General features: G+C 60.7%; 18 protein-coding genes, 1 other RNA gene and 1 riboswitch. Of the genes, 14 read left to right on the top strand and 5 right to left on the bottom strand.

Annotated elements, in window-relative coordinates; genetic code table 11:
* The first annotated feature begins 95 nt into the window (after positions 1-95).
* From B7Y64_RS06745 to B7Y64_RS06705, 9 genes are all read left to right on the top strand, one after another.
* Positions 96-2,537: a cation-translocating P-type ATPase gene (locus tag B7Y64_RS06745; protein WP_291323851.1), complete on the top strand. Its 2,442-nt coding sequence runs from the start codon at positions 96-98 to the stop codon at positions 2,535-2,537.
* Positions 2,537-2,674, top strand: a complete 138-nt coding sequence (gene ccoS, locus B7Y64_RS06740; protein WP_024815439.1) for a cbb3-type cytochrome oxidase assembly protein CcoS — start codon at positions 2,537-2,539, stop codon at positions 2,672-2,674. Before B7Y64_RS06745 ends, ccoS begins: the two co-directional genes overlap by 1 nt.
* Before the next feature lie 64 nt (positions 2,675-2,738).
* The gene (gene ccoN / locus B7Y64_RS06735) at positions 2,739-4,178 is read left to right on the top strand and encodes a cytochrome-c oxidase, cbb3-type subunit I (RefSeq protein WP_111866911.1); all 1,440 of its coding nucleotides are present in this window, start codon (positions 2,739-2,741) and stop codon (positions 4,176-4,178) included.
* Between the two features lie 18 nt (positions 4,179-4,196).
* The gene (ccoO, locus tag B7Y64_RS06730; RefSeq protein WP_024815437.1) at positions 4,197-4,829 is read left to right on the top strand and encodes a cytochrome-c oxidase, cbb3-type subunit II; all 633 of its coding nucleotides are present in this window, start codon (positions 4,197-4,199) and stop codon (positions 4,827-4,829) included.
* A gap of 12 nt (positions 4,830-4,841) precedes the next feature.
* Positions 4,842-4,979, top strand: coding sequence for a cbb3-type cytochrome c oxidase subunit 3 (locus B7Y64_RS06725; RefSeq protein WP_024815436.1), 138 nt, complete (start codon positions 4,842-4,844; stop codon positions 4,977-4,979).
* A gap of 24 nt (positions 4,980-5,003) precedes the next feature.
* Complete coding sequence (gene ccoP / locus B7Y64_RS06720; protein ID WP_024815435.1) at positions 5,004-5,918, top strand: cytochrome-c oxidase, cbb3-type subunit III; 915 nt, start codon at positions 5,004-5,006, stop codon at positions 5,916-5,918.
* Positions 5,919-5,995: 77 nt separating this feature from the next.
* Positions 5,996-7,441 (top strand): cytochrome c oxidase accessory protein CcoG, encoded by a 1,446-nt coding sequence (ccoG, locus tag B7Y64_RS06715; RefSeq protein ID WP_024815434.1) that lies wholly within the window; start codon positions 5,996-5,998, stop codon positions 7,439-7,441.
* A 65-nt stretch (positions 7,442-7,506) separates the two neighbouring features.
* On the top strand, positions 7,507-7,779 hold the full coding sequence (locus B7Y64_RS06710; protein ID WP_024815433.1) for a FixH family protein: 273 nt from the start codon (positions 7,507-7,509) through the stop codon (positions 7,777-7,779).
* A 51-nt stretch (positions 7,780-7,830) separates the two neighbouring features.
* Entirely contained in the window at positions 7,831-8,124 is a 294-nt protein-coding gene (locus B7Y64_RS06705) for a hypothetical protein (RefSeq protein WP_291323850.1), read from the top strand.
* Positions 8,125-8,180: 56 nt separating this feature from the next.
* Here the strand turns inward: B7Y64_RS06705 and fnr are convergent, their stop codons facing one another.
* The gene (gene fnr / locus B7Y64_RS06700) at positions 8,181-8,903 is read right to left on the bottom strand and encodes a fumarate/nitrate reduction transcriptional regulator Fnr (protein ID WP_024815431.1); all 723 of its coding nucleotides are present in this window, start codon (positions 8,901-8,903) and stop codon (positions 8,181-8,183) included.
* 181 nt (positions 8,904-9,084) lie between these two features.
* Here fnr and hemN point away from each other — a divergent pair, with 181 nt between their 5' ends.
* The 4 genes from hemN to B7Y64_RS06680 all read left to right on the top strand — a co-directional run bounded on the left by hemN (position 9,085) and on the right by B7Y64_RS06680 (position 15,037).
* A complete protein-coding gene (gene hemN, locus B7Y64_RS06695; RefSeq protein WP_024815430.1) occupies positions 9,085-10,467 on the top strand; it encodes an oxygen-independent coproporphyrinogen III oxidase in 1,383 nt (460 codons plus the stop codon).
* Between the two features lie 31 nt (positions 10,468-10,498).
* On the top strand, positions 10,499-11,236 hold the full coding sequence (locus tag B7Y64_RS06690) for a sulfite exporter TauE/SafE family protein (RefSeq protein WP_024815429.1): 738 nt from the start codon (positions 10,499-10,501) through the stop codon (positions 11,234-11,236).
* 91 nt (positions 11,237-11,327) lie between these two features.
* The gene (locus B7Y64_RS06685) at positions 11,328-12,599 is read left to right on the top strand and encodes an HD-GYP domain-containing protein (RefSeq protein ID WP_291323849.1); all 1,272 of its coding nucleotides are present in this window, start codon (positions 11,328-11,330) and stop codon (positions 12,597-12,599) included.
* Positions 12,596-15,037 carry a bifunctional diguanylate cyclase/phosphodiesterase gene (locus tag B7Y64_RS06680; RefSeq protein ID WP_291323848.1) on the top strand — a complete coding sequence of 814 codons (2,442 nt, stop codon included), beginning with the start codon at positions 12,596-12,598 and terminating at the stop codon, positions 15,035-15,037. Before B7Y64_RS06685 ends, B7Y64_RS06680 begins: the two co-directional genes overlap by 4 nt.
* Before the next feature lie 250 nt (positions 15,038-15,287).
* Here B7Y64_RS06680 and B7Y64_RS06675 read toward each other — a convergent pair whose 3' ends face one another.
* From B7Y64_RS06675 to B7Y64_RS06660, 4 genes are all read right to left on the bottom strand, one after another.
* Positions 15,288-16,103, bottom strand: a complete 816-nt coding sequence (locus tag B7Y64_RS06675) for a sulfite exporter TauE/SafE family protein (RefSeq protein WP_291323873.1) — start codon at positions 16,101-16,103, stop codon at positions 15,288-15,290.
* A gap of 74 nt (positions 16,104-16,177) precedes the next feature.
* A non-coding RNA gene (gene ssrS, locus B7Y64_RS06670) (6S RNA) lies at positions 16,178-16,357 on the bottom strand.
* Positions 16,358-16,427: 70 nt separating this feature from the next.
* Positions 16,428-16,787: a cell division protein ZapA gene (locus B7Y64_RS06665; RefSeq protein ID WP_291323847.1), complete on the bottom strand. Its 360-nt coding sequence runs from the start codon at positions 16,785-16,787 to the stop codon at positions 16,428-16,430.
* A complete protein-coding gene (locus tag B7Y64_RS06660; protein ID WP_024815424.1) occupies positions 16,784-17,005 on the bottom strand; it encodes a hypothetical protein in 222 nt (73 codons plus the stop codon). Before B7Y64_RS06660 ends, B7Y64_RS06665 begins: the two co-directional genes overlap by 4 nt.
* A gap of 36 nt (positions 17,006-17,041) precedes the next feature.
* A riboswitch (cobalamin riboswitch) is annotated at positions 17,042-17,279 on the top strand.
* An 80-nt stretch (positions 17,280-17,359) separates the two neighbouring features.
* On the opposite strand from B7Y64_RS06660, the gene B7Y64_RS06655 reads away from it, so the two are divergent.
* Positions 17,360-19,261: a TonB-dependent receptor gene (locus B7Y64_RS06655; protein ID WP_291323846.1), complete on the top strand. Its 1,902-nt coding sequence runs from the start codon at positions 17,360-17,362 to the stop codon at positions 19,259-19,261.
* Positions 19,262-19,329 lie beyond the last annotated feature (68 nt).

Raw genomic sequence — 19,329 nt, 5'->3', positions numbered from 1 at the left:
TCGAAATAGGGATGATGAGAGCTTAGAGAGGACCACGATTCGCCGCTTGATCCACGTCAATGTGCGTGTCATGCTACCTTCGGTAGGCTAGAACCATGTCCACGAACTCCTCCACTTTGCCAGATATGGCGGCCCATGTGCTGCTGGACGACCCCCAGGAATGGGCTGCCTTTGGGCGCATGCGCCGGTCTTCGGGCAGCAATACCCGAGATGCGGCGGCTGCGCCGACCGCGCCTGAGACGCCAGAAGATGTGGTGTCCGACCCGGTGTGGGAGTCCAACGTCGTGCTGGAGGGCATGCACTGCACCGCCTGCGCCTTGACCATCGAAGACGCCCTGCGGGCGGTTCCGGGCGTGGAGCAGGTGGATGTGAGTGGCGCAACGCACCGGGCGCGTGTAGTTTGGCGCCCCAACCAGGTGCTGCCATCGCAGTGGATGGCAGCGGTTCAGAAGGCGGGCTATCGTGCCTTGCCTGCCATGGACTCCCACGCCCGCGAACAGCGCCAGCGCGAGAGCCGGCTTGCGCTGTGGCGCTGGCTGGTGGCGGGCTTTTGCATGATGCAGGTCATGATGTACGCGTGGCCCGCCTACGTGGCGCAGCCGGGCGATCTGACCGGCGAAATGGAGCAATTACTGCGCTGGGCCTCGTGGGTGCTGACGCTGCCGGTGGTGTTCTTTGCCTGCGGACCGTTTTTCACCAGCGCGCTGCGGGATATCCGCCAGCGCCGCATCAGCATGGACTTGCCGGTGGCTCTGGGCATGGGCATCACCTTTGTGGTGAGCACGGCAGGGACGTTCGACCCTTCGGGAATCTTTGGCCGCGAGGTTTTTTACGATTCGCTGACCATGTTTGTCTTTTTTCTCCTGACCGGTCGGTGGCTGGAGCTGCGTTTAAGAGACCGCACGGCCGGTGCGCTGGAGGCCGTCATGAACCGCCTGCCCGACAGCGTGGAGCGGCTGGGGGCCGATGGTGTCTTTGCACGCGTGGCCGCCCGTCGGCTGGCTGTGGGGGACACCATTCGTGTGCTGCCGGGCGAGGCTTTTCCTGCCGATGGCTGCATTACGCGAGGCAACACCCAGGCCGATGAAGCCCTGCTCACGGGTGAATCCACCCCGGTTGAGCGCCCCGAAGGCAGTCAGGTAACGGCGGGCAGCTACAACCTTCAGGCGCCGGTCGAGGTGAGGGTGGAGGGGATTGGTGGTCAGACCCGTTTCGCCCAGATTCTGGCCTTGATGGAAAGCGCTTCATTGCAAAAGCCCCGCCTCGCCCAACTGGCGGACCGTATTGCGCGGCCCTTCCTCTTGGCTGTGTTGCTGGCGGCCGGGCTGGCGGTTGTCTGGTGGTGGCCTTCTGACCCGGGCCACGCGCTGATGGTGGCCGTGGCGGTGCTTATCGTCACCTGCCCATGCGCCTTGTCTTTGGCTACGCCGGTGGCCATGTTGACGGCGGCGGGCACGCTGGCCCGCCATGGCGTGCTGGTGCGCAACCTGCAGGGGCTGGAGGCCCTGGCCAGCGTGGATGCACTGGTGTTTGACAAGACAGGCACGCTCACCCGGGACGGCATGGCTGTGCATTCGGTGCGGTGCGCACCAGGGCTGGACCGGGACGAGGCCCTGGCTCTGGCCGCCACGCTGGCGCGGCAGTCCATGCACCCCGCGTCCCGCGCCATTGTGGCGGCGGCACCGGCGGACAGCACTCGCTGGAGCGCGTTGAGCCTGCGTGAAGAGGCGGGCCAGGGGTTGACCGCCGAAGTGCACGACGCATCGGGCAGCGCTGCCCCGCGCTGGCTGCGCTTGGGTTCGGCTCGCCACGCGGGGGTGCCCGCGCAAGATGGTGGCGAGGCGCTGCAAGTGGTGCTTTCGGGGCAGGGGAGCGACGGCCAGTTCACTGAACTGGCGCGGTTTGATGTGATTGAAGATGTACGGCCCGAGGCAGCAGAGGTGGTGCGTGCGCTGCAACAGGCGGGAGTGTCGGTGCAGATATTGTCGGGAGACCGTCTGGGCGCGGTGCAGCGGGTGGCCACGCAGGCAGGCATATCCCAGGCGCAGGGCGAATGCACCCCCCAGGACAAGCTGGTTGCCTTGCAGGGGCTGCAGGCGCAGGGGCGCCATGTGGCCATGGTGGGCGATGGCCTCAACGATGGCCCAGTTCTCGCCGGGGCCAATGTATCGTTCGCCTTTGGGCGTTCGGTGCCGCTGGCACAATCACGTGCTGATTTCGTGGTGCTGGGGGGTAGCCTGTCGCTGGTTGCGCAGGCCGTGCTGCTGGCGCGTCAGACCTTGCGCGTGGTCAGGCAGAATCTATGGTGGGCTGCAGGCTATAACGCGCTGTGCGTGCCCTTGGCGCTGGTCGGCTGGATGCCGGCCTGGCTAGCGGGGCTGGGCATGGCGCTCAGTTCGCTGCTGGTGGTGCTGAACGCTGCCCGTTTGTCCCGTGCCTTGCCGGGTGCGCAGGCATCTGGCCCGTACATGCCAGAACAGGTGAAAGGCCCAGCCCCCATGACCACTGCTTCCCAATCTTCCCTGGACCCGGTCTGATGGACATCCTGTATTTGCTGATCCCCTTGTCTGTTATTTTGGTCTTGATGGTCCTGGCAGGTCTGTGGTGGGCGATCTATCACGGCCAGTTCGAGAGCGTGGAGCAAGAGGGCGAGCGTATTATTCGGGACGATTGACATGCATCAATGTCAAATAACCCTACTTAAATAAAACTATTCCAGTAATAAAACGAGGTGCCCGATGGATTCTCCAAAAACAATGACTGCGCACTACAACGACACGGTTGTGCGTCAGTTTTCTATCATGGCCGTGGTCTGGGGGGTGGTTGGCATGCTGGTGGGCGTGTTCATCGCCGCCCAGCTTGCTTGGCCAGAACTCAATTTCGGTATTTCCTGGCTTAGTTATGGGCGCTTGCGTCCACTGCACACCAACGCGGTGATTTTTGCGTTCGGTGGTTGCGGCCTGTTTGCCACCAGCTATTACGTGGTGCAGCGTACGTGCCAGACGCGCCTGTTCGCACCGTCGCTGGCTACGTTCACCTTCTGGGCCTGGCAGTTGGTCATTGTGGCTGCGGCGATCAGCTTGCCCCTGGGTTACACCCAGGGCAAGGAATATGCCGAATTGGAATGGCCTATCGACATCCTGATTGCCGTGACCTGGGTGTCCTATGCCATCGTGTTTTTTGGCACGATCGGCACGCGCAAGGTCAAGCATATCTATGTGGCCAACTGGTTCTTTGGGGCCTTCATCCTGGCGGTAGCCTTGCTGCACATTGTCAATAGTGCTGCCATTCCCGCAGGTTTCATGAAGAGCTATTCGGCCTATGCGGGTGTTCAGGATGCCATGGTGCAATGGTGGTACGGCCACAATGCTGTGGGCTTTTTCCTCACCACCGGCTTCCTGGGAATGATGTATTACTTCATCCCCAAGCAGGCGGGCCGTCCGGTGTACAGCTATCGCCTGTCCATCGTGCACTTCTGGGCACTGATCTTCACCTACATGTGGGCGGGCCCACACCACCTGCACTACACCGCGCTGCCTGACTGGACGCAATCGGTGGGCATGGTGTTCTCCCTGATTCTGCTGGCCCCGAGCTGGGGCGGCATGATCAACGGAATCATGACCCTGTCGGGCGCCTGGCACAAGCTGCGTGACGACCCTATCCTGCGCTTTTTGATCGTGTCGCTGTCGTTCTACGGCATGTCCACGTTCGAGGGTCCGATGATGTCCATCAAGACCGTCAATGCCCTGAGCCACTACACCGACTGGACCGTGGGTCACGTGCACTCGGGTGCCTTGGGTTGGGTGGGTCTGATCACCATGGGTTCGCTGTATTACATGGTTCCCCGCCTGTTCGGGCGCGAAAAGATGCACTCCATCAAGGCGATTGAGCTGCACTTCTGGATGGCCACCATCGGTATCGTGCTGTACATCGCCGCCATGTGGATTGCCGGTGTGATGCAGGGCCTGATGTGGCGCGCCATCAATGCGGACGGCACGTTGACCTATACCTTCGTTGAAAGCGTGAAGGCAACCTATCCGTTCTACGTGATCCGCGTGGCCGGTGGGCTGCTGTATCTGGGCGGCATGATCATCATGGCCTGGAACGTGTGGGCAACCGCTATTTCTGGTCGTTCGGTCAAGGTAGCCATTCCCGCCGTGAACGCTGCCCACGCCTGAGCCCGAAGGAGCCCATTCATGTCTGATAAAAACCAAAATGCTTCTGCCGGCTTCACCCATGAGAAGGTGGAAACCAACAATTTTCTGATGATCGTGCTGATCCTGCTGGTGATCGCCATCGGCGGCCTGGTGGAAATCGTGCCTCTGTTCTTTCAGAAGTCCACAACCGAGGCGGTAACCGGCGTGCAGCCGTACTCGTCGCTTCAGCTGATGGGGCGCGATGTCTACATTCGTGAAGGTTGCTACAACTGCCATTCACAGATGATCCGGCCCTTCCGCGCAGAAACCTTGCGCTATGGCCACTACTCGGTTGCTGGCGAATACGTGTACGACCATCCGTTCCAGTGGGGCAGCAAACGCACCGGCCCTGATCTGCATCGTGTGGGAGGAAAGTACAGCGACGAATGGCATCGCATTCACCTGAACAATCCGCGCGACGTGGTGCCCGAGTCCAATATGCCCGCGTATCCATGGCTTGAGAAAAACACCCTTGATCCAGCCGATGTAGCCCCGCGCATGAATGCGCTGCGAACCGTGGGCGTGCCTTATACCGATGAGCAGATCGCTGCGTCTGCCGCTGATGTGAAGGGCAAGACCGAGATGGATGCCTTGGTGGCTTACCTGCAAGTCATGGGCCGTGCGCTCAAGTAAAGGAAATTTGCCATGGACATCACGACCATGCGCATCGTCGCCACACTGGCATCGATGGCTTGCTTTATTGGCATCTGGGTCTGGGCCTACAGGGGCCGCAACAAGTCCAGGTTTGATGAGGCAGCCCAGCTGCCCTTCAAGCAAGATTGACCTTCACCAGAACGAGAACATCCCATGAGTGACTTCACCAGCAATTTCTGGTCGGTCTTTGTGACCACGCTGACCCTTGTCGGCATCATCGCCTGCGGCATTCTGCTTTGGATGGCGGGCCGCAAGAAAGTCTCGGCCACGGCCGACAACACCACCGGCCACGTCTGGGACGAGGATCTGGTCGAAATGAACAACCCCCTGCCGCGTTGGTGGGTGTGGCTGTTCGTTATCACCATCGTCTTTGGTCTGGGCTATCTGGCAGCCTATCCCGGTCTTGGCACCTTCACAGGCAAGCTGAACTGGACGCAAAAGGGCGAGTACGAGGCCGAAATGGCCAAAGCCAAGGCGGAAATTGAGCCTCTGTATGCACGCTTTGCGTCCATGAAGCCTGAAGACGTGGCCGTGGATCCGCAGGCACATGCCATTGGCGAGCGCCTGTTCATGAACAACTGTGCCCAGTGCCACGGTTCGGATGCTCGTGGCAGCAAGGGTTTCCCCAACCTTGCGGACAACGACTGGCTGCATGGCGGCAACCCCGAAAAGATCCGCGAAACCCTTGAAAAGGGGCGCATCGGCAATATGCCTCCCATGGCTGCTGCGGTCGGATCTCCGGAAGATGTCCGCAATCTGTCGCACTATGTCTTGAGTCTTTCGGGCAGCCCCCATGATTCCGTGCGGGCATCCTTGGGTAAGTCCAAGTTTGTCTCATGCGCGGCCTGCCACGGTATGGACGGCAAGGGCAACCAGGCTCTGGGTGCCCCCAACCTGACGGACGACATCTGGTTGCATGGCTGGGGCGAAGCGGCCATCACCACCATGATCAATAGCGGCAAGGTCAACGAGATGCCTGCGCAAGCAGACAAGCTGTCAGAAGCGCAGATCGGCGTGCTGGCTTCCTATGTATGGGGCTTGTCCAACAAGCCCGCCGCCGCCCGTTGAAATCGGGGCGACCCCGCCACCTCTGGCTGGGGTCGTCGTCCTGAAGTGTTTGTTTTTCTGCCTCCACCGCCAGCACCATGAAATCATCTGACAGGCCACCGCGCAAGGTCATTCCCATTGCGGCGGCCACACCCGATCCATCGGCAGAGGGCGAATTTGTTTCCCTCTACGAGGCGCAAAAGAAGATTTACCCGCGATCCATCAGTGGGTACTTTGCGCGTTGGCGGTGGGCCATGGTGTTTCTGACCCAAATCGTTTTTTATGGGTTGCCTTGGCTTGAGTGGGGCCAGCGCCAGATGGTGCTGTTTGATCTGGGTGCTCGCCGTTTCTATATTTTCGGCTTGGTTCTGTACCCACAGGATTTCATCTATCTGACGGGGCTGCTGATCATTTCGGCGCTTTCGCTGTTTCTGTTTACTGCGGTTGCGGGCCGGTTATGGTGCGGATTTGCTTGCCCACAAACGGTCTACACCGAGATATTCATGTGGATCGAGCACAAGATCGAGGGAGATCGCAGTGCGCGTCTGCGGCTGGATGCGGGCCCCTGGACATTTGAGAAAATCCGCAAGAAGTTCCTGAAACAGGCCGTATGGGTGGCCGTGTCCCTTTGGACCGGTTTCACCTTTGTGGGTTATTTTGTGCCGATTCGGGAGCTGGGTCCTGAGCTGTTGGCTTTTGCTGGCGGCTGGCAGATTTTCTGGGTGCTTTTCTACGGATTGGCCACCTACGGCAATGCCGGTTTTATGCGGGAGCAGGTGTGCAAATACATGTGCCCCTATGCCCGTTTCCAGAGCGCAATGTTCGATCGAGATACGCTCATCGTCACCTACGACGAAGCCCGAGGCGAGCCGCGTGGCCCCCGAGTCAAGACGGTGGACTACAAGGCCAAGGGGCTGGGCGACTGCATTGACTGCACCTTGTGTGTTCAAGTGTGCCCGGTGGGTATTGATATCCGCAAGGGTCTGCAATACGAATGCATTGGCTGCGGCCTTTGCGTGGATGCCTGCAATACCGTGATGGACAAGATGCACTACCCCAAGGGCTTGATACGGTATTCAACCCAGAATGGTGTTCTCAATCGCTGGAATCAGTCGCAAATTTTGCGACATGTCTTGCGCCCTCGTGTGCTCATCTACACCGCCGTTCTGGTCGCATTGTGCGTGGGTATGTTAGTCAGCCTCACAACACGGACACCGCTCAAAGTGGATATTGTGCGGGATCGCGCCGCCTTGTCCCGCATTGTGGCGGGGGGCAAGCTTGAAAATGTTTATCGGCTGCAAATCATGAACGCTACAGAGGCTACGCAGCGCTATCGCATTTCAGCATCGGGCCTGGATGGCCTTGAGGTGGCCTCGGAGCAAGAGGTAGACATAGGCGCTGCGGAGTCTCGTTGGGTCGCAGTGCGGTTGCAAATCCCCTATGGATCGGCACCTCCAGGTTCTCACGCGATTCATTTCGACATTTCAGCGCTGGAAAGCGGCGGCAAAGTGGCTGAAAAATCCATTTTCCTGGTTCCACGCTGAGTGAAAGTCACTGTGCCCTACATGGTGGTTTGTGCGCTGTATTGCTGATGTTTCAAGGAGATTCCATGTCGTCCAACCCCGTTATCAATCGTGAACCGCAACCTTGGTGGAGATTCGGTCATGTCTGGCTGGTGATTGCCGGGCCGGTCATTGTGGTGATCGCTGGTTTTGTCACCTTGTGGCTGGCCATCAGCCGCCCAGACCCCGTTGTGGCCGAAGACTATTACCGCAAGGGGCTTGAAATCAACCAGACGCTGGCGCAACCAGAAAAAAGCTTGGCTCCTGCACTGAAAGCCCGGAACCACGCGGCGACTCCTGCCGGAGATCAGCCCCGCTGAGTTGGCACTCCGCATGCGCAATCTTTTGCCAAGATTAAAGGAAACAAGACGATGTGGACACAACGCCTGATGTGGATTGCATGGCCTGCCTTCATGGTGGCGGGCATTCTCGAAATGCTGGTTTTTGCCATGGTGGATCCGCAGGATCTGCATTGGTTTGGCCAGCCCTTGACGCTGTCTCGCGAGGGTGTCTACACCCTCGCTTTTTTCGTGTTCTGGATCATCACCATGGTTGCCAGTGCTATGACAACCCTGCTGTCCATGTCACCTTTTGAGCTCAATTGTTGTCCTGTGCCTGCGCATGCTCGGCCCGACGATTGTCACAAAGTGACGCCCTGCCCGTAGCCGCCATGCCGTTGCAGTGAGGCGACTCAGTGGGGGGCGCGATTTCAGGTGGCTGCTCAGTGGCAGGCCTGTTGGTTGTTGACGATTCGCCTGAGGGCTTCGGTGTCCAGAATGCGAACGTGGCGCTGCTTGACTTCCACGATGCCGTCTTCCACAAATTTGGAGAACGTTCGGCTCACCGTTTCCAGCTTGAGACCCAGGTAGCTGCCGATTTCCTCTCGTGTCATTCGCAGCACCAGCTCTGATTGAGAGAACCCGCGGGCATGAAGGCGTTGCACCAGATTGAGAAGAAAGGCTGCGAGGCGCTCCTCTGCGCGCATACTGCCAAGCAAAAGCATCACGCCGTGCTCGCGCACGATTTCACGGCTCATGATCTTGTGAACGTGGTGCTGCAGTGCAGAGACTTCGCGCGACAGCTCTTCGATGCGATCGAAAGGCATGACACACACTTCGGCGTCTTCGAGCGCGACGGCATCGCAGGTGTGGTGATCGTTGACGATGCCATCCAGTCCGATGATTTCACCGGCCATCTGAAAGCCCGTGACCTGATCGCGTCCGTCTTCCGTGGCGACGCAGGTCTTGAAAAACCCGGTACGGATGGCATAGAGCGAAGTGAACGACTCGCCATTGCGAAACAGCGTACTTCCCCGTTTGATTTTTCGTCGTACAGCCACGACTTCATCAATCCGTTGCAGCTGCTGCTCGTTCAGACCAACGGGCATGCAGAGTTCTCGCAGGTTGCAGTTGGAGCAGGCGACTTTGATGGTTTGCGGATTCATGGACACTGGAGTCTGGTTGGGCAGGGATAATTGGTGTGTGGCTGGCGGGACGCGATTTGTGCGCTCGGCTGCTGACATGAATCAAATTGTCGCCGCTACGTCCGACCATCCTCTTGATTAAAGTCAAGGACGTTGGGCGAAGGGTACGGCACAGTACTGCTGCACGCAAGGATATTTTCCAATGACCGCTGTTTCACCAGAACTTCTGCGCCGTTTTGACGTGCCAGGGCCCCGTTACACCTCATACCCAACGGCCGACAGGTTTGTCGAAGCTTTTGGGCAGGAGGATTATGCCCTCGCGCTTTCGCAGCGTCGGCTTGGCACCACGGCGATGGCGTTGCCATTGTCCCTGTACGTCCATATCCCCTTTTGCGAATCGCTGTGTTACTACTGCGCTTGCAACAAAATCATCACCAAGCACCACGACCGTGCGGATGTGTACTTGCGCTACTTGAGCCGCGAGATTGATCTGCACACGGCCCATTGCGGCACCGGGCAGGTTGTCAGTCAGCTGCATTTGGGGGGGGGAACACCTACGTTCCTCTCGGACGATGGATTGCGGCAGCTCATGGCCACGCTGCGGCGCAGCTTCACTTTCGCCCCGGGCGGAGAGTACTCCATCGAAGTGGACCCACGCACTGTCACGGCAGATCGGCTGGCGGTGCTGGCCGAGTTGGGCTTCAATCGTCTGAGCTTCGGCGTTCAGGATTTCGATGCCGAGGTTCAGAAGGCCGTGCACCGCATCCAGCCCGCAGAGCAGGTCTTCGCGCTCGTGGAGGCGTCGCGCGCGCTGGGCTTTGAGTCGGTCAATGTCGATTTGATCTACGGGCTGCCACGCCAGACACCCGAGTCATTCGACCGCACTTTGGCTCAGGTGGTCCAGTTGCGCCCAGACCGGATTGCTCTGTATGCCTATGCGCACTTGCCAGATCGCTTCAAGCCTCAGCGGCGCATTCTCTCGACAGAACTGCCCGCGGCGTCAGCCAAGGTGACCATGCTCTCGCGCTCGCTGGACACTTTCATGGAAGCCGGGTATGTCTATGTGGGCATGGACCATTTTGCTTTGCCCACCGATGCTTTGGCCGTTGCCAAGCGGCAAGGGCGACTGCACCGCAATTTTCAAGGTTACAGCACCCAACCCGATTGCGACCTCATTGGCTTGGGGGTGTCGGCGATCGGCAGGGTGGGTGCCACCTACAGTCAGAACGCCAAGTCGCTCGAGGAATATTACGACCATCTGGACCAGGGACGTTTGCCTGTGGTGCGTGGATTGGCGCTGAACCGTGACGATCTGGTCCGAAGGGCTGTCATCATGGCGCTCATGTGCCAAGGTGAATTGCAGTTTGAACCCATTGACCAAGCGTGGCTTATTGATTCTCGGAAGTATTTTGCGCCCGAGCTGGAGCAGCTGGAGACCATGGCCGAACAAGGTCTTGTTGTGCTGAATTCAGAGAGCATCAAGGTGACGGCCATGGGATGGTTTTTTGTGCGCGGCATCGCAATGGTGTTTGACCGCTATTTGCAGGCGGACCGCAATCGGGCCAGGTTCTCACGCATCATCTAGCGTTGACTGAATGGACTGTGCACCCTAATAAATGCTTGCGCCTCTCGCCGTAACTGCCTTGTTCATGGGTCTCGCAGGCGGGCCCCATTGCTTGGCCATGTGCGCTGCACCTTGCGGTGCGCTGGTGGGGCAGGGCGGGGCGCGTTCCACTGCGGACGAAACCGGCAACGTTGCGGTTCAGGCAGTGCAGTGGGTTCCGCAAGGCGGCATGCCGCGCCGGTTGCTGGCGTTTCACCTTGGGCGCCTGTTTGGCTATGCCGGGGCGGGCGCGCTGGCAGCGCTGGCCATGGAGAGCCTGGCCTGGCTGACGCAGCAAACCATGGCCCTGAGTCCGGTATGGACCTTGATGCACGTTGCTGTCATGGCCTGGGGCTTGATGATGATGGTGCAGGCGCGTCAGCCGGTGTGGGTGGAGCGGGCCGGGCGCACGGCTTGGCGCCGCGTGCAACCTCTTGTCCGTGCACCTGGAGGGCTGATGGTGGCGGGGCTGCTTTGGGCCCTCATGCCTTGCGGATTGCTTTATTCGGCGCTGCTGGTTGCCGCGCTCAGCGGTGGTGCACTGCAGGGCGCCGTCACCATGCTGCTTTTCGGAGTGGGCAGCGGTCTTTGGCTTGTGGGTGGCCCTTGGTTGTGGGGCCGCTTGCGTACACGCATCAATGCGGTGCGCGCCAGCTGGGGAACCCGGCTGGCGGGGGCGCTACTGGTGGGGGTTGCTGGTTGGGCCCTGTGGATGGATCTGATCTACAAACCCTCCTTGTGGTGCCGTTAGCTGCAAGGCAACCGTGTTGGAGTCGGTGACCGGGCGATAATTGCAGTAACTATTGGTGGAATTCATCTTACCATGTATCTTTCTATGTGCTGTGAATTCTTCCCTCCTTATTGACATCAGTCAGCTTCGCATCGGCATGTACGTTCAGTTGGACGTGGGCTGGTTGCATCATCCTTTCCCAGTGAGCCGCTTTCGCATCGTTTCGGCGAGCCAGATTGCCACGCTCAGGGAGCTTGGCCTTTCCGAAGTTCGTTACTATCCCCATAAAAGTGATCCCGCACTGGACGCGGTAGTGGCCAAGGTGCCTGATGTGGACGACCCGGAATTGGCAGCAGACCCGGTTGTCCCGGCTGTAATTGCAGATTCCATCGCCGCCCAGAATCGCGCCCACTTGCAGCGTCAGAACCAGCTATTGGCCGCATGCAACCAGCGTTTCGAGGACGCGACACGGCAGTATCAGGCCGTAGAGCGTGCAGTTGGCGCGCAGCCAGACCTGGCTCGCCATCACAGCGAAGCGCTGGTGGCGGACTGCCTGAAGGAATTGCTGCAGAACGGGGACGTAGTGATCCGTCTCCTGTCAGAAGGCGTGGGCGAGAGCAGCGCGCTGCACCCCGTCAATGTCATGGTGGTCAGCCTCTTGCTGGGCAAGGCTTTGGGCATGAAAACCCCGGAAATGCACCAGCTCGGGATGGCTGCGTTGCTGCACGATCTGGGCAAGCTCAACGCACCAGCTGACGCCGGGCTCACTCCGGCCGCGCGAGAGCGTTATGAGGCGCATGTGGGGCATTCAGTCGCTTTTGCCCAGCAAATGGGACTGTCAGATGCTGTTCTGACCGCAATAGCCCAGCACCATGAAATGGCAGACGGTAGCGGATTCCCCCTGCGTCTCGTGGGCGAAGATATGGGGCGCGCGGGCCAGATTCTGGCCTTGGTCAATCACTACGACCGCATGTGCAACCCGGTGGGAAGTGTGGAGGTCCTGACTCCCCACGAAGCCCTTTCGGCGATTTTTGCCCAGCTCAAGTCGCGCTTTGATCCGGTGGTACTGGGAGCCTTCATCCGAATGATGGGGGTTTATCCGCCAGGATCCGTGGTTCAGCTGGTGAATGACCGTTACGCGATTGTGGTTTCGGTCAACTCTTCCAGGCCGCTGCGCCCCAAGGTGATTGTTCACGACACCCGCGTTCCCAAGGACGAGGCGCCGGTGCTGGACCTGGAGGAGATGCCCGAACTGGGTATACGACGCAGTCTGAAGCCTGCCCAGTTGCCTCGCGATGCACTCGATTACCTGTCGCCTCGCAAGCGGATCTGTTATTTTTTTGAACGCGCGGTAGACCCCGGTCCCGACAAGGCGCAAGCGTGAGTCTTTTTCCGACGCACGCCTGGCTGGATGGCTTGCTGGAGGCCGTTTGGCTCGTGGACGAAAAGAGCCTGTGCATCCTGCAGGTGAACAAGGCGGCGGAGCGGTTGGCTGGACTGCCAAGTAGCGACATGGTAGGCAAGCCCGTGACAAGCCTGGCAGCGACGCCCCAGGACCATGCCTTCTGGGCCGAGCCCAAGGCCACCCTTGCAGCTGGCATTCACTCTCACACCAGCATGTTGCGAGCAGATGGTGTGCTGGTGCCTGTGGATCGACGCGTCACATGGGTGAACCCGGGCGATGGGCACGCTGTTCTCATGCTCACCATGCTGGACCGCAGTGCCCAGAACGCTACCGAGCAGGAGCTGGAAACCTTGCTCTCCGAATTGCGCGCCACCCTCGACTCCGCTGCCGACGGCATGCTGGTGTGCGGGCTTGACGGGCGCGTGCGTGCCTTTAACCAGCGGCTGGCGCAAATCTGGAATATTCCGCGGGCGCTATTGCTGCAGCGCAATGACGCTGCGGTGCACGAGCATCTCTCATCCATGGTGGTGGATGCAGAGGACTATCAGGCGCGCCTTGCCGCCATTGAATGTGAGCCGCTGCTGGAGCGCACCGACATCCTTGAGTTGCACGGCGGCATGACGGTGGAGCGCCGCGTGGTGCCCCAGCTTCACAAGGGACGACCCGTGGGACGTGTGTATTCCTTTCGGGACATCACCCGCCAGACCGAGGTGCAGGCTAGCCTGCGTCTGGCGGCACGGGTTTTTGATTCCAGCCTGGACGCCATCTTCATTGCAGATAGCCAGCACCAGCTCATGCGCATGAATCCGGGCTGCGAGCGTTTGGTTGGGCCTTGCTCTGCAGCGTTTGAGGGATGCCTGGCGGCGTCCTTGTTTGGTAGTGGTTCGGACGCATCCTTCATGGAACAGGTGCTGGCCGGATGGGATCGTGAAGGCTTCTGGGAGGGCGAGCTCTGGTTGCCATGCGACAACGGTGCCTACTGCGCCGTGCATCTTTCATGGGTTGCGCTGCGCGATGATGAAGGCCGGGTTGTACAAAGCATTGGCTTCATGCGCGACCTCACGTTGCAGCACGCGGCCCAGAAACGCATTGAAGAACTTGCCTACAGCGATGTGCTGACCGGTTTGCCCAACCGGTTGCTGCTATCGCAGAGGGTGCACACCGCGATTCAAGGCGGGCGGGCCAGCGACACCGGCTTTGCCATCCTTTTCCTGGATCTGGACCGGTTCAAGATCATCAACGACTCTCTGGGCCATCCCTTTGGTGATCGGGTATTGCAGTTGGTTGCCGAGCGCCTGCAGGCTTGCCTGCGACAGACCGACATGTTGTGCCGCCTCGGTGGCGACGAGTTCGTGATTTATTTGCATGGCGCCGACGCCGTGGTGGCGGAAAGCGTGGCAGGCCGGATACTGGACGACATGCTCAGGCCGTTCTTGCTGGATGGCATGGGGTTCTCCATCCAGTGCAGCATTGGCATGGCGCTGTATCCGCAAGACGGGGCCACGCTGGACGATCTCATCAAGCAGGCCGACACGGCCATGTACCGCGTCAAGGAGCGGGGGCGTGGCAGCTTTGGCTTTTACCAGCCACAGATGAACGCCAACCTGCTCTCGCGCATGAAGCTCGAGCACGCCATGCGCCAGGCGCTGGGTGAGCAGCGCCTGTCTGTGCATTATCAACCGCAGGTGAACCTCATTACCGGCAGGATCATCGGGGCAGAGGCGCTGATCCGATGGACGGACCCTGAGTTTGGTGCCGTATCACCCGCACAGTTTGTGCCGTTGGCTGAGGAGTCCGGCTATATCGTGACGCTGGGGGCATGGGTGATGGAGCAGGCTGTGCGCGAAGCTGCGCAATGGATGCGGGATGGCATGCCCATTGTGGTGTCCGTCAACGTTTCTGCGCTGGAGTTTCGCCAGGCAGATTTCGTGGAACGTCTGACGCGTCTGCTGGCAGTGCACCAGTTGCCACCGACCTTGCTCGAACTGGAGCTGACCGAAACCATCTTGCTGCAGGATGCGCACGAAATGGAGCTGCGCTTGGGAGCCCTGTCAGAGCTTGGTGTGAGCCTCGCCATCGACGACTTTGGGACGGGCTACTCCAGCCTTGCTTATCTGAAGAAGCTGCCCATCCACAAGCTCAAGATCGACCAGTCGTTCGTGCGGGGCCTGCCCGAAGACGATGGGGACCGTGCCATTGTCAGTGCCATCATCAGCATGGGGCGCGCGCTGCATATCGAAGTGGTGGCAGAGGGTGTGGAAACATCTGCCCAACGCGCCGTGCTGCAACAGATGCAGTGTGGCCATTTTCAGGGATACCTGTGTTCGCCTGGCCTGCCTTCGGCCGAGTTCCGGCAACTGCTGGGCAAGTCCACCCTCGGGCTGGCGCAGTTTGCGCCAGAGAGGCCTGCCACCTAGGAGCCTGTCGGACTTGGAAATCGTCGGCTGCAAATCGGCCGCAGCGATCCATTTTTCACCACCTTTTTGCCCCATAGCCGGGCTATGGCGCTGCAAATCTGGCAAAAACTGTCCTCGCTGGGGCCGATTTTCACTTTCGACGCTCCAAGTCCGACAGGCTCCTAGACTGGGCGAATAGCTTGCTCCCGCAGCGCAAGAGCACGGGGAGGGCGCTCAGCATGTGGCCTTACCGTATCGCAGGGGGTTTCCCTCAGTACGCGGCCACGCCCTTCCAGAGCATGTAGGCTGCCAGCACGAACAGCAAACTGGCAAACACACGTTTGAGCTGTTTCACGGGCAGTTGGTGCGCGGCGCGGGCGCCCAAGGGCGCTGTCATGACGCTGCAGGTGGCGATGACTGCCAGAGCCGGTAGCCAGATATAGCCGAGCGAGGCTGCGGGCAGGCCGTCCACGGATTGACCGCCCACCGCATAACCCACCACATTCGCCAAGGCAATCGGAAAGCCCAGTGCGGCACTGGTGGCGACGGCATTGTGAATGGCCACGTTGCACCAGGTCATGAAGGGCACGCTGACAAAACCACCACCGGCACCCACCAGGCCGGACAGGAAACCAATCAGCCCCCCGGCCGCCAATTGACCGCCGGGTCCCGGCATCTGTCGGGACGGCGCCGGTTTTTTGTCCAGAAACATCTGAAATGCGGAGAAGCTCACAAAAAGCCCGAAGAAGATTGCCAGAAATGCACCCTTGAGCAGCGAAAAAACGCCCAGGCTCGCCACCAGTCCGCCGATAACGATGCCCGGCGCCAGCCGCTTCACGATGTCCCAGCGCACCGCACCCCGCTTGTGGTGTGCGCGCACGCTGGAAATCGAGGTGAACATGATGGTGGCCATGGAGGTGGCAATGGCCATCTTGACGGCGAGATCGGGGGCTACTTGCTGGTGGCCCAGGATGTAGGTCAGGAAGGGCACCAGCAGCATGCCACCACCAATGCCGAGCAGGCCCGCCAGAAAACCTGTGCCCAGACCGAGGATTCCGAGTTCAACAATCAGAAGGGGGTCGAGCATCATGCAAAGGATTCCGGGGGTACTGAAGGCGCGACGTCTGCGCAGAGCGTTGTTGCACTGACGGGGGCAAAAAGAGGGTGTCTGCAAGTGCCACCGGACCGGCATCCTGAACCGGGGGTTCAGGTGGGCGAGGGCAGCCAGGCGTTGGGTTCATCTGACGCGAGATGATCACGCTCACCGGGCGATGTACCAAGCCCGTGCTCAATGAGCATTGGTTCAAGGAAATATAAAGCCCGGCAGCACCGCAGACACCTCCATTGTAGGCGCTGGATGCATGCCCTGCAGGCGCTGCCGTTGTAAACAGTGGCTGCAGGTGCGATTTGCTCAGAGCAGTCGCCCGTCTTCCCCCAAGGCGTCATCCAGGCGACGCACAAGCGCCTGCAGCCGCTGATCATCGGTGCTCGCGTCGGAAGGCTGGCTTGTTGATCCGATGGTGTGGGTGTGACCGGCTGGTTGTGCACGCTCGGCCGCCAGGTCAGCGGCTTCGCGGTCGGCAATGTCAAACGCCAGATTCAGCGCCGCCAGCACGGCAATGCGTTCGCGCGACCGCACCTTGCCGGCATCGCGGATGCGCGTCATGGCGGTGTCTACACGCTCCACCGCTTCCAGCAACCTTGACTCGTGCCCTTCGGGGCAGGACAGCAGGTAGCTTTGCTGCAGGATCTGCACCTCGATTTGTTTCATTCGGCGTCCTTGGGGGAGGGGGCGGTGGGCAGGCGTTCCAGCAGGGCATCCACCCGGGCGCGGGCGGCGCTCAAGCGTGATCTGAGGGAGTCGCGCTCTTGCGTGAGGCTAGCCACCTGGCTTGCCAGCAGGGCGTTGGTGCGCTGGAGTTCCGCGTGGCGCAAGAGCAACCGCTCAACGCGTTCGGCGATCTGGTCGGTGGTGGAAGGAGCGTCCATACTGCCAACGATTGTAGAGGGGTGCACCTGGAATGCCCTTAAAATCGCGCCGTTGGTGCTCGCGGTGTGGTTCACATACCGCAGTTCAACGGGAAGCAGGGAGGTTCCGCCAAACATGGTGGGCCCAGCCTGCGCTGCCCCCGCAACGGTCAGCGGACGAATCATCCGATTCCCTCTTCATTCACACGCCACTGGGTGCCTTGAACAAGCGCCTGGGAAGGCATTGGAGGGTGCTCCGCCAGCCCGGATACCGGCCAACACGGTGGTTTCGTGCGCCTTTCAGGGCAAACGAAGCCTTGTCACCCACATGCTGGCGGGGAAGCCGGCTCGGGTTGTTTGTTGATGATGATTCCTATGAAAATCCGTACCCCTCGTGCGCGCCGTATGGCGCCGCTGTGCCTGCGCCCCTGCGTGCTGGCTGTCCTGTCGCTGGTGTCTGCCCAGGTGGTGGCGCAAGCGCAGCCATGGGCTGCGCCCGTGCTGCTGGCGCAAAACGCACGCATGCCTTCGCTGCAAGACACCGTGGTGACCGCCACGCGCACCGAGCAGCCCCTGGCCGATCTGGTGGCCGACGTGTCCATCGTGGACCGCGAAACCATCGAAGGCAGCGGTGCCACGGGCCTGGCCGATGTGCTGGCACGCCTGCCGGGTATCGAGATTTCACGCAACGGTGGCGTGGGCAACGCCAGCAGCGTTTTTCTGCGGGGCGCTGAATCGCGCTTCACGGCGGTCTATATCGATGGCGTGCGCATTGACTCGCAGTCCACCGGCGGCGCGCAGTGGGAGCAGATTCCCCTGTCGCAGATCGACCGCATCGAGGTGCTGCGCGGCCCGGCCGCTGCGGTCTATGGATCGGACGCCATTGGTGGCGTGATCCAGCTATTCACCCGTCGGGGCGAAGGCCCTGCAAGGCCCTATGTGGGCATGGGCATTGGCAGCCAGGGCACCCGCAAAATCGAGGCCGGGGTCAGCGGCGCGGCCGGGCAGGATGGCGCGTTCGATTATTCGCTGGGCATTGCGCGCGAAATCAGCGACGGGTTTGATGCCAAGGTCAGCGGCTCACACAACCCTGACCGCGACGGCTACCAAAGCACCTCGGGTAACGCCCGGCTGGGATTTCGCATCAATGCCCGGCACCGTCTGGACGCGACGCTGCTGGCCAGCCGAATGAATGCGGGCTACGACAATACCTCTTACAGCGTGTCCAGGCCCGTGGATGACCGCAGCCTGAACCGCCTGCGTACGGCAGGCCTCAGCTGGGCTGCGCAATGGTCGGACGTGTACAGCACGCGCGTGTCGGTGACCGATTCGGTCAACCGCTACGAAACCACGCCATCGCCTTACCTCACCGAGACAAAGCTGCGCGGCTACCTCTGGCAAAACGATTTCCGCTGGGGCGCACATCGTTTCAGTGCCGCCCTGGAACGCCGCGAAGACGACCTGCAAAACGCCCCCATCCAGAATGGCCGCTCGCAGGACGCGCTGGCGCTGGGCTATGGCTTCAACGCGGGGCGCCACACGCTGCAGCTCAATGTGCGCCACGATTCCGACAGCGAATTCGGTGGCAAGGACACGGGCAGTGCGTCTTATGGCTACGCGTTTGCTTCACACTGGCGCGCAACGGCCTCGGTGGGCACTGCTTTTCGGGCACCTACCCTGTACCACCGGTTCAGCGAATACGGCGTGGCCACGCTGCAGCCCGAGACCAGCCGCAACGCCGAACTGGGCCTGCGGTATGCACAAGACCGCAGCAGCTTCTCGGTGGTGGCTTACCGCAACCGGGTCTCGAACCTGATCTCGTTCGCGGGTGCAGGCACCTGTGCATCTGCCTTCGGTTGCTATGCCAACACGGCCCGCGCGCAGTACGAGGGTGTAACGTTTGCCGGGTCTTACCACCTGTCGGGTGTGCAGCTTCACGGCTCGCTCGACCTGCAAAACCCACGCAACCTGGACACGGGCAAGCAGCTGGCGCGCCGGGCCAAGCGCCATGCCACCCTGGGTGCCGACACGCGCATTGCCGACTGGACCCTGGGCGCCGAGGTGCAGGCCTCGGGTCGCCGGTTTGACAATGCTGCCAACACCAATGTGCTGGGGGGCTATGCGCTGTTCAACCTGTATGCAAGCACCCGCATTGCCCGTGATTACACGCTGCTGGCCCGCATAGATAACCTGGCCGACAAGGACTACCAGTTGGCCCGCACCTACGCCACACCTGGCCGTACGCTCTATGTCGGCGTGAAGTGGGCGCCGCAGTGAACATAGCCCCCAAGCTCTCTCACTTCGTGTGGTCGCTGCCCCCCGAGGGGGCGCAGCCTTGCTTGGGG

It is taken from the genome of Acidovorax sp. 35-64-16, from assembly GCF_002281195.1.
GTDB classification, from domain to species: Bacteria; Pseudomonadota; Gammaproteobacteria; order Burkholderiales; family Burkholderiaceae_C; genus Acidovorax; species Acidovorax defluvii.
Note: the sequence above shows the minus strand (reverse complement) of the source record. Positions and strands in the feature narration are given on the sequence as shown.

Excerpts from the sequence above, each read along its gene's own strand:
- B7Y64_RS06745 (WP_291323851.1), top strand. The coding sequence starts at position 96 with ATGTCCACGAACTCCTCCACTTTGCCAGATATGGCGGCCCATGTGCTG.
- ccoS (WP_024815439.1), top strand. The coding sequence starts at position 2,537 with ATGGACATCCTGTATTTGCTGATCCCCTTGTCTGTTATTTTGGTCTTG.
- ccoN (WP_111866911.1), top strand. The coding sequence starts at position 2,739 with ATGGATTCTCCAAAAACAATGACTGCGCACTACAACGACACGGTTGTG.
- ccoO (WP_024815437.1), top strand. The coding sequence starts at position 4,197 with ATGTCTGATAAAAACCAAAATGCTTCTGCCGGCTTCACCCATGAGAAG.
- B7Y64_RS06725 (WP_024815436.1), top strand. The coding sequence starts at position 4,842 with ATGGACATCACGACCATGCGCATCGTCGCCACACTGGCATCGATGGCT.
- ccoP (WP_024815435.1), top strand. The coding sequence starts at position 5,004 with ATGAGTGACTTCACCAGCAATTTCTGGTCGGTCTTTGTGACCACGCTG.
- ccoG (WP_024815434.1), top strand. The coding sequence starts at position 5,996 with ATGAAATCATCTGACAGGCCACCGCGCAAGGTCATTCCCATTGCGGCG.
- B7Y64_RS06710 (WP_024815433.1), top strand. The coding sequence starts at position 7,507 with ATGTCGTCCAACCCCGTTATCAATCGTGAACCGCAACCTTGGTGGAGA.
- B7Y64_RS06705 (WP_291323850.1), top strand. The coding sequence starts at position 7,831 with ATGTGGACACAACGCCTGATGTGGATTGCATGGCCTGCCTTCATGGTG.
- fnr (WP_024815431.1), bottom strand. The coding sequence starts at position 8,903 with ATGAATCCGCAAACCATCAAAGTCGCCTGCTCCAACTGCAACCTGCGA.
- hemN (WP_024815430.1), top strand. The coding sequence starts at position 9,085 with ATGACCGCTGTTTCACCAGAACTTCTGCGCCGTTTTGACGTGCCAGGG.
- B7Y64_RS06690 (WP_024815429.1), top strand. The coding sequence starts at position 10,499 with ATGCTTGCGCCTCTCGCCGTAACTGCCTTGTTCATGGGTCTCGCAGGC.
- B7Y64_RS06675 (WP_291323873.1), bottom strand. The coding sequence starts at position 16,103 with ATGCTCGACCCCCTTCTGATTGTTGAACTCGGAATCCTCGGTCTGGGC.
- B7Y64_RS06665 (WP_291323847.1), bottom strand. The coding sequence starts at position 16,787 with ATGAAACAAATCGAGGTGCAGATCCTGCAGCAAAGCTACCTGCTGTCC.
- B7Y64_RS06660 (WP_024815424.1), bottom strand. The coding sequence starts at position 17,005 with ATGGACGCTCCTTCCACCACCGACCAGATCGCCGAACGCGTTGAGCGG.
- B7Y64_RS06655 (WP_291323846.1), top strand. The coding sequence starts at position 17,360 with ATGAAAATCCGTACCCCTCGTGCGCGCCGTATGGCGCCGCTGTGCCTG.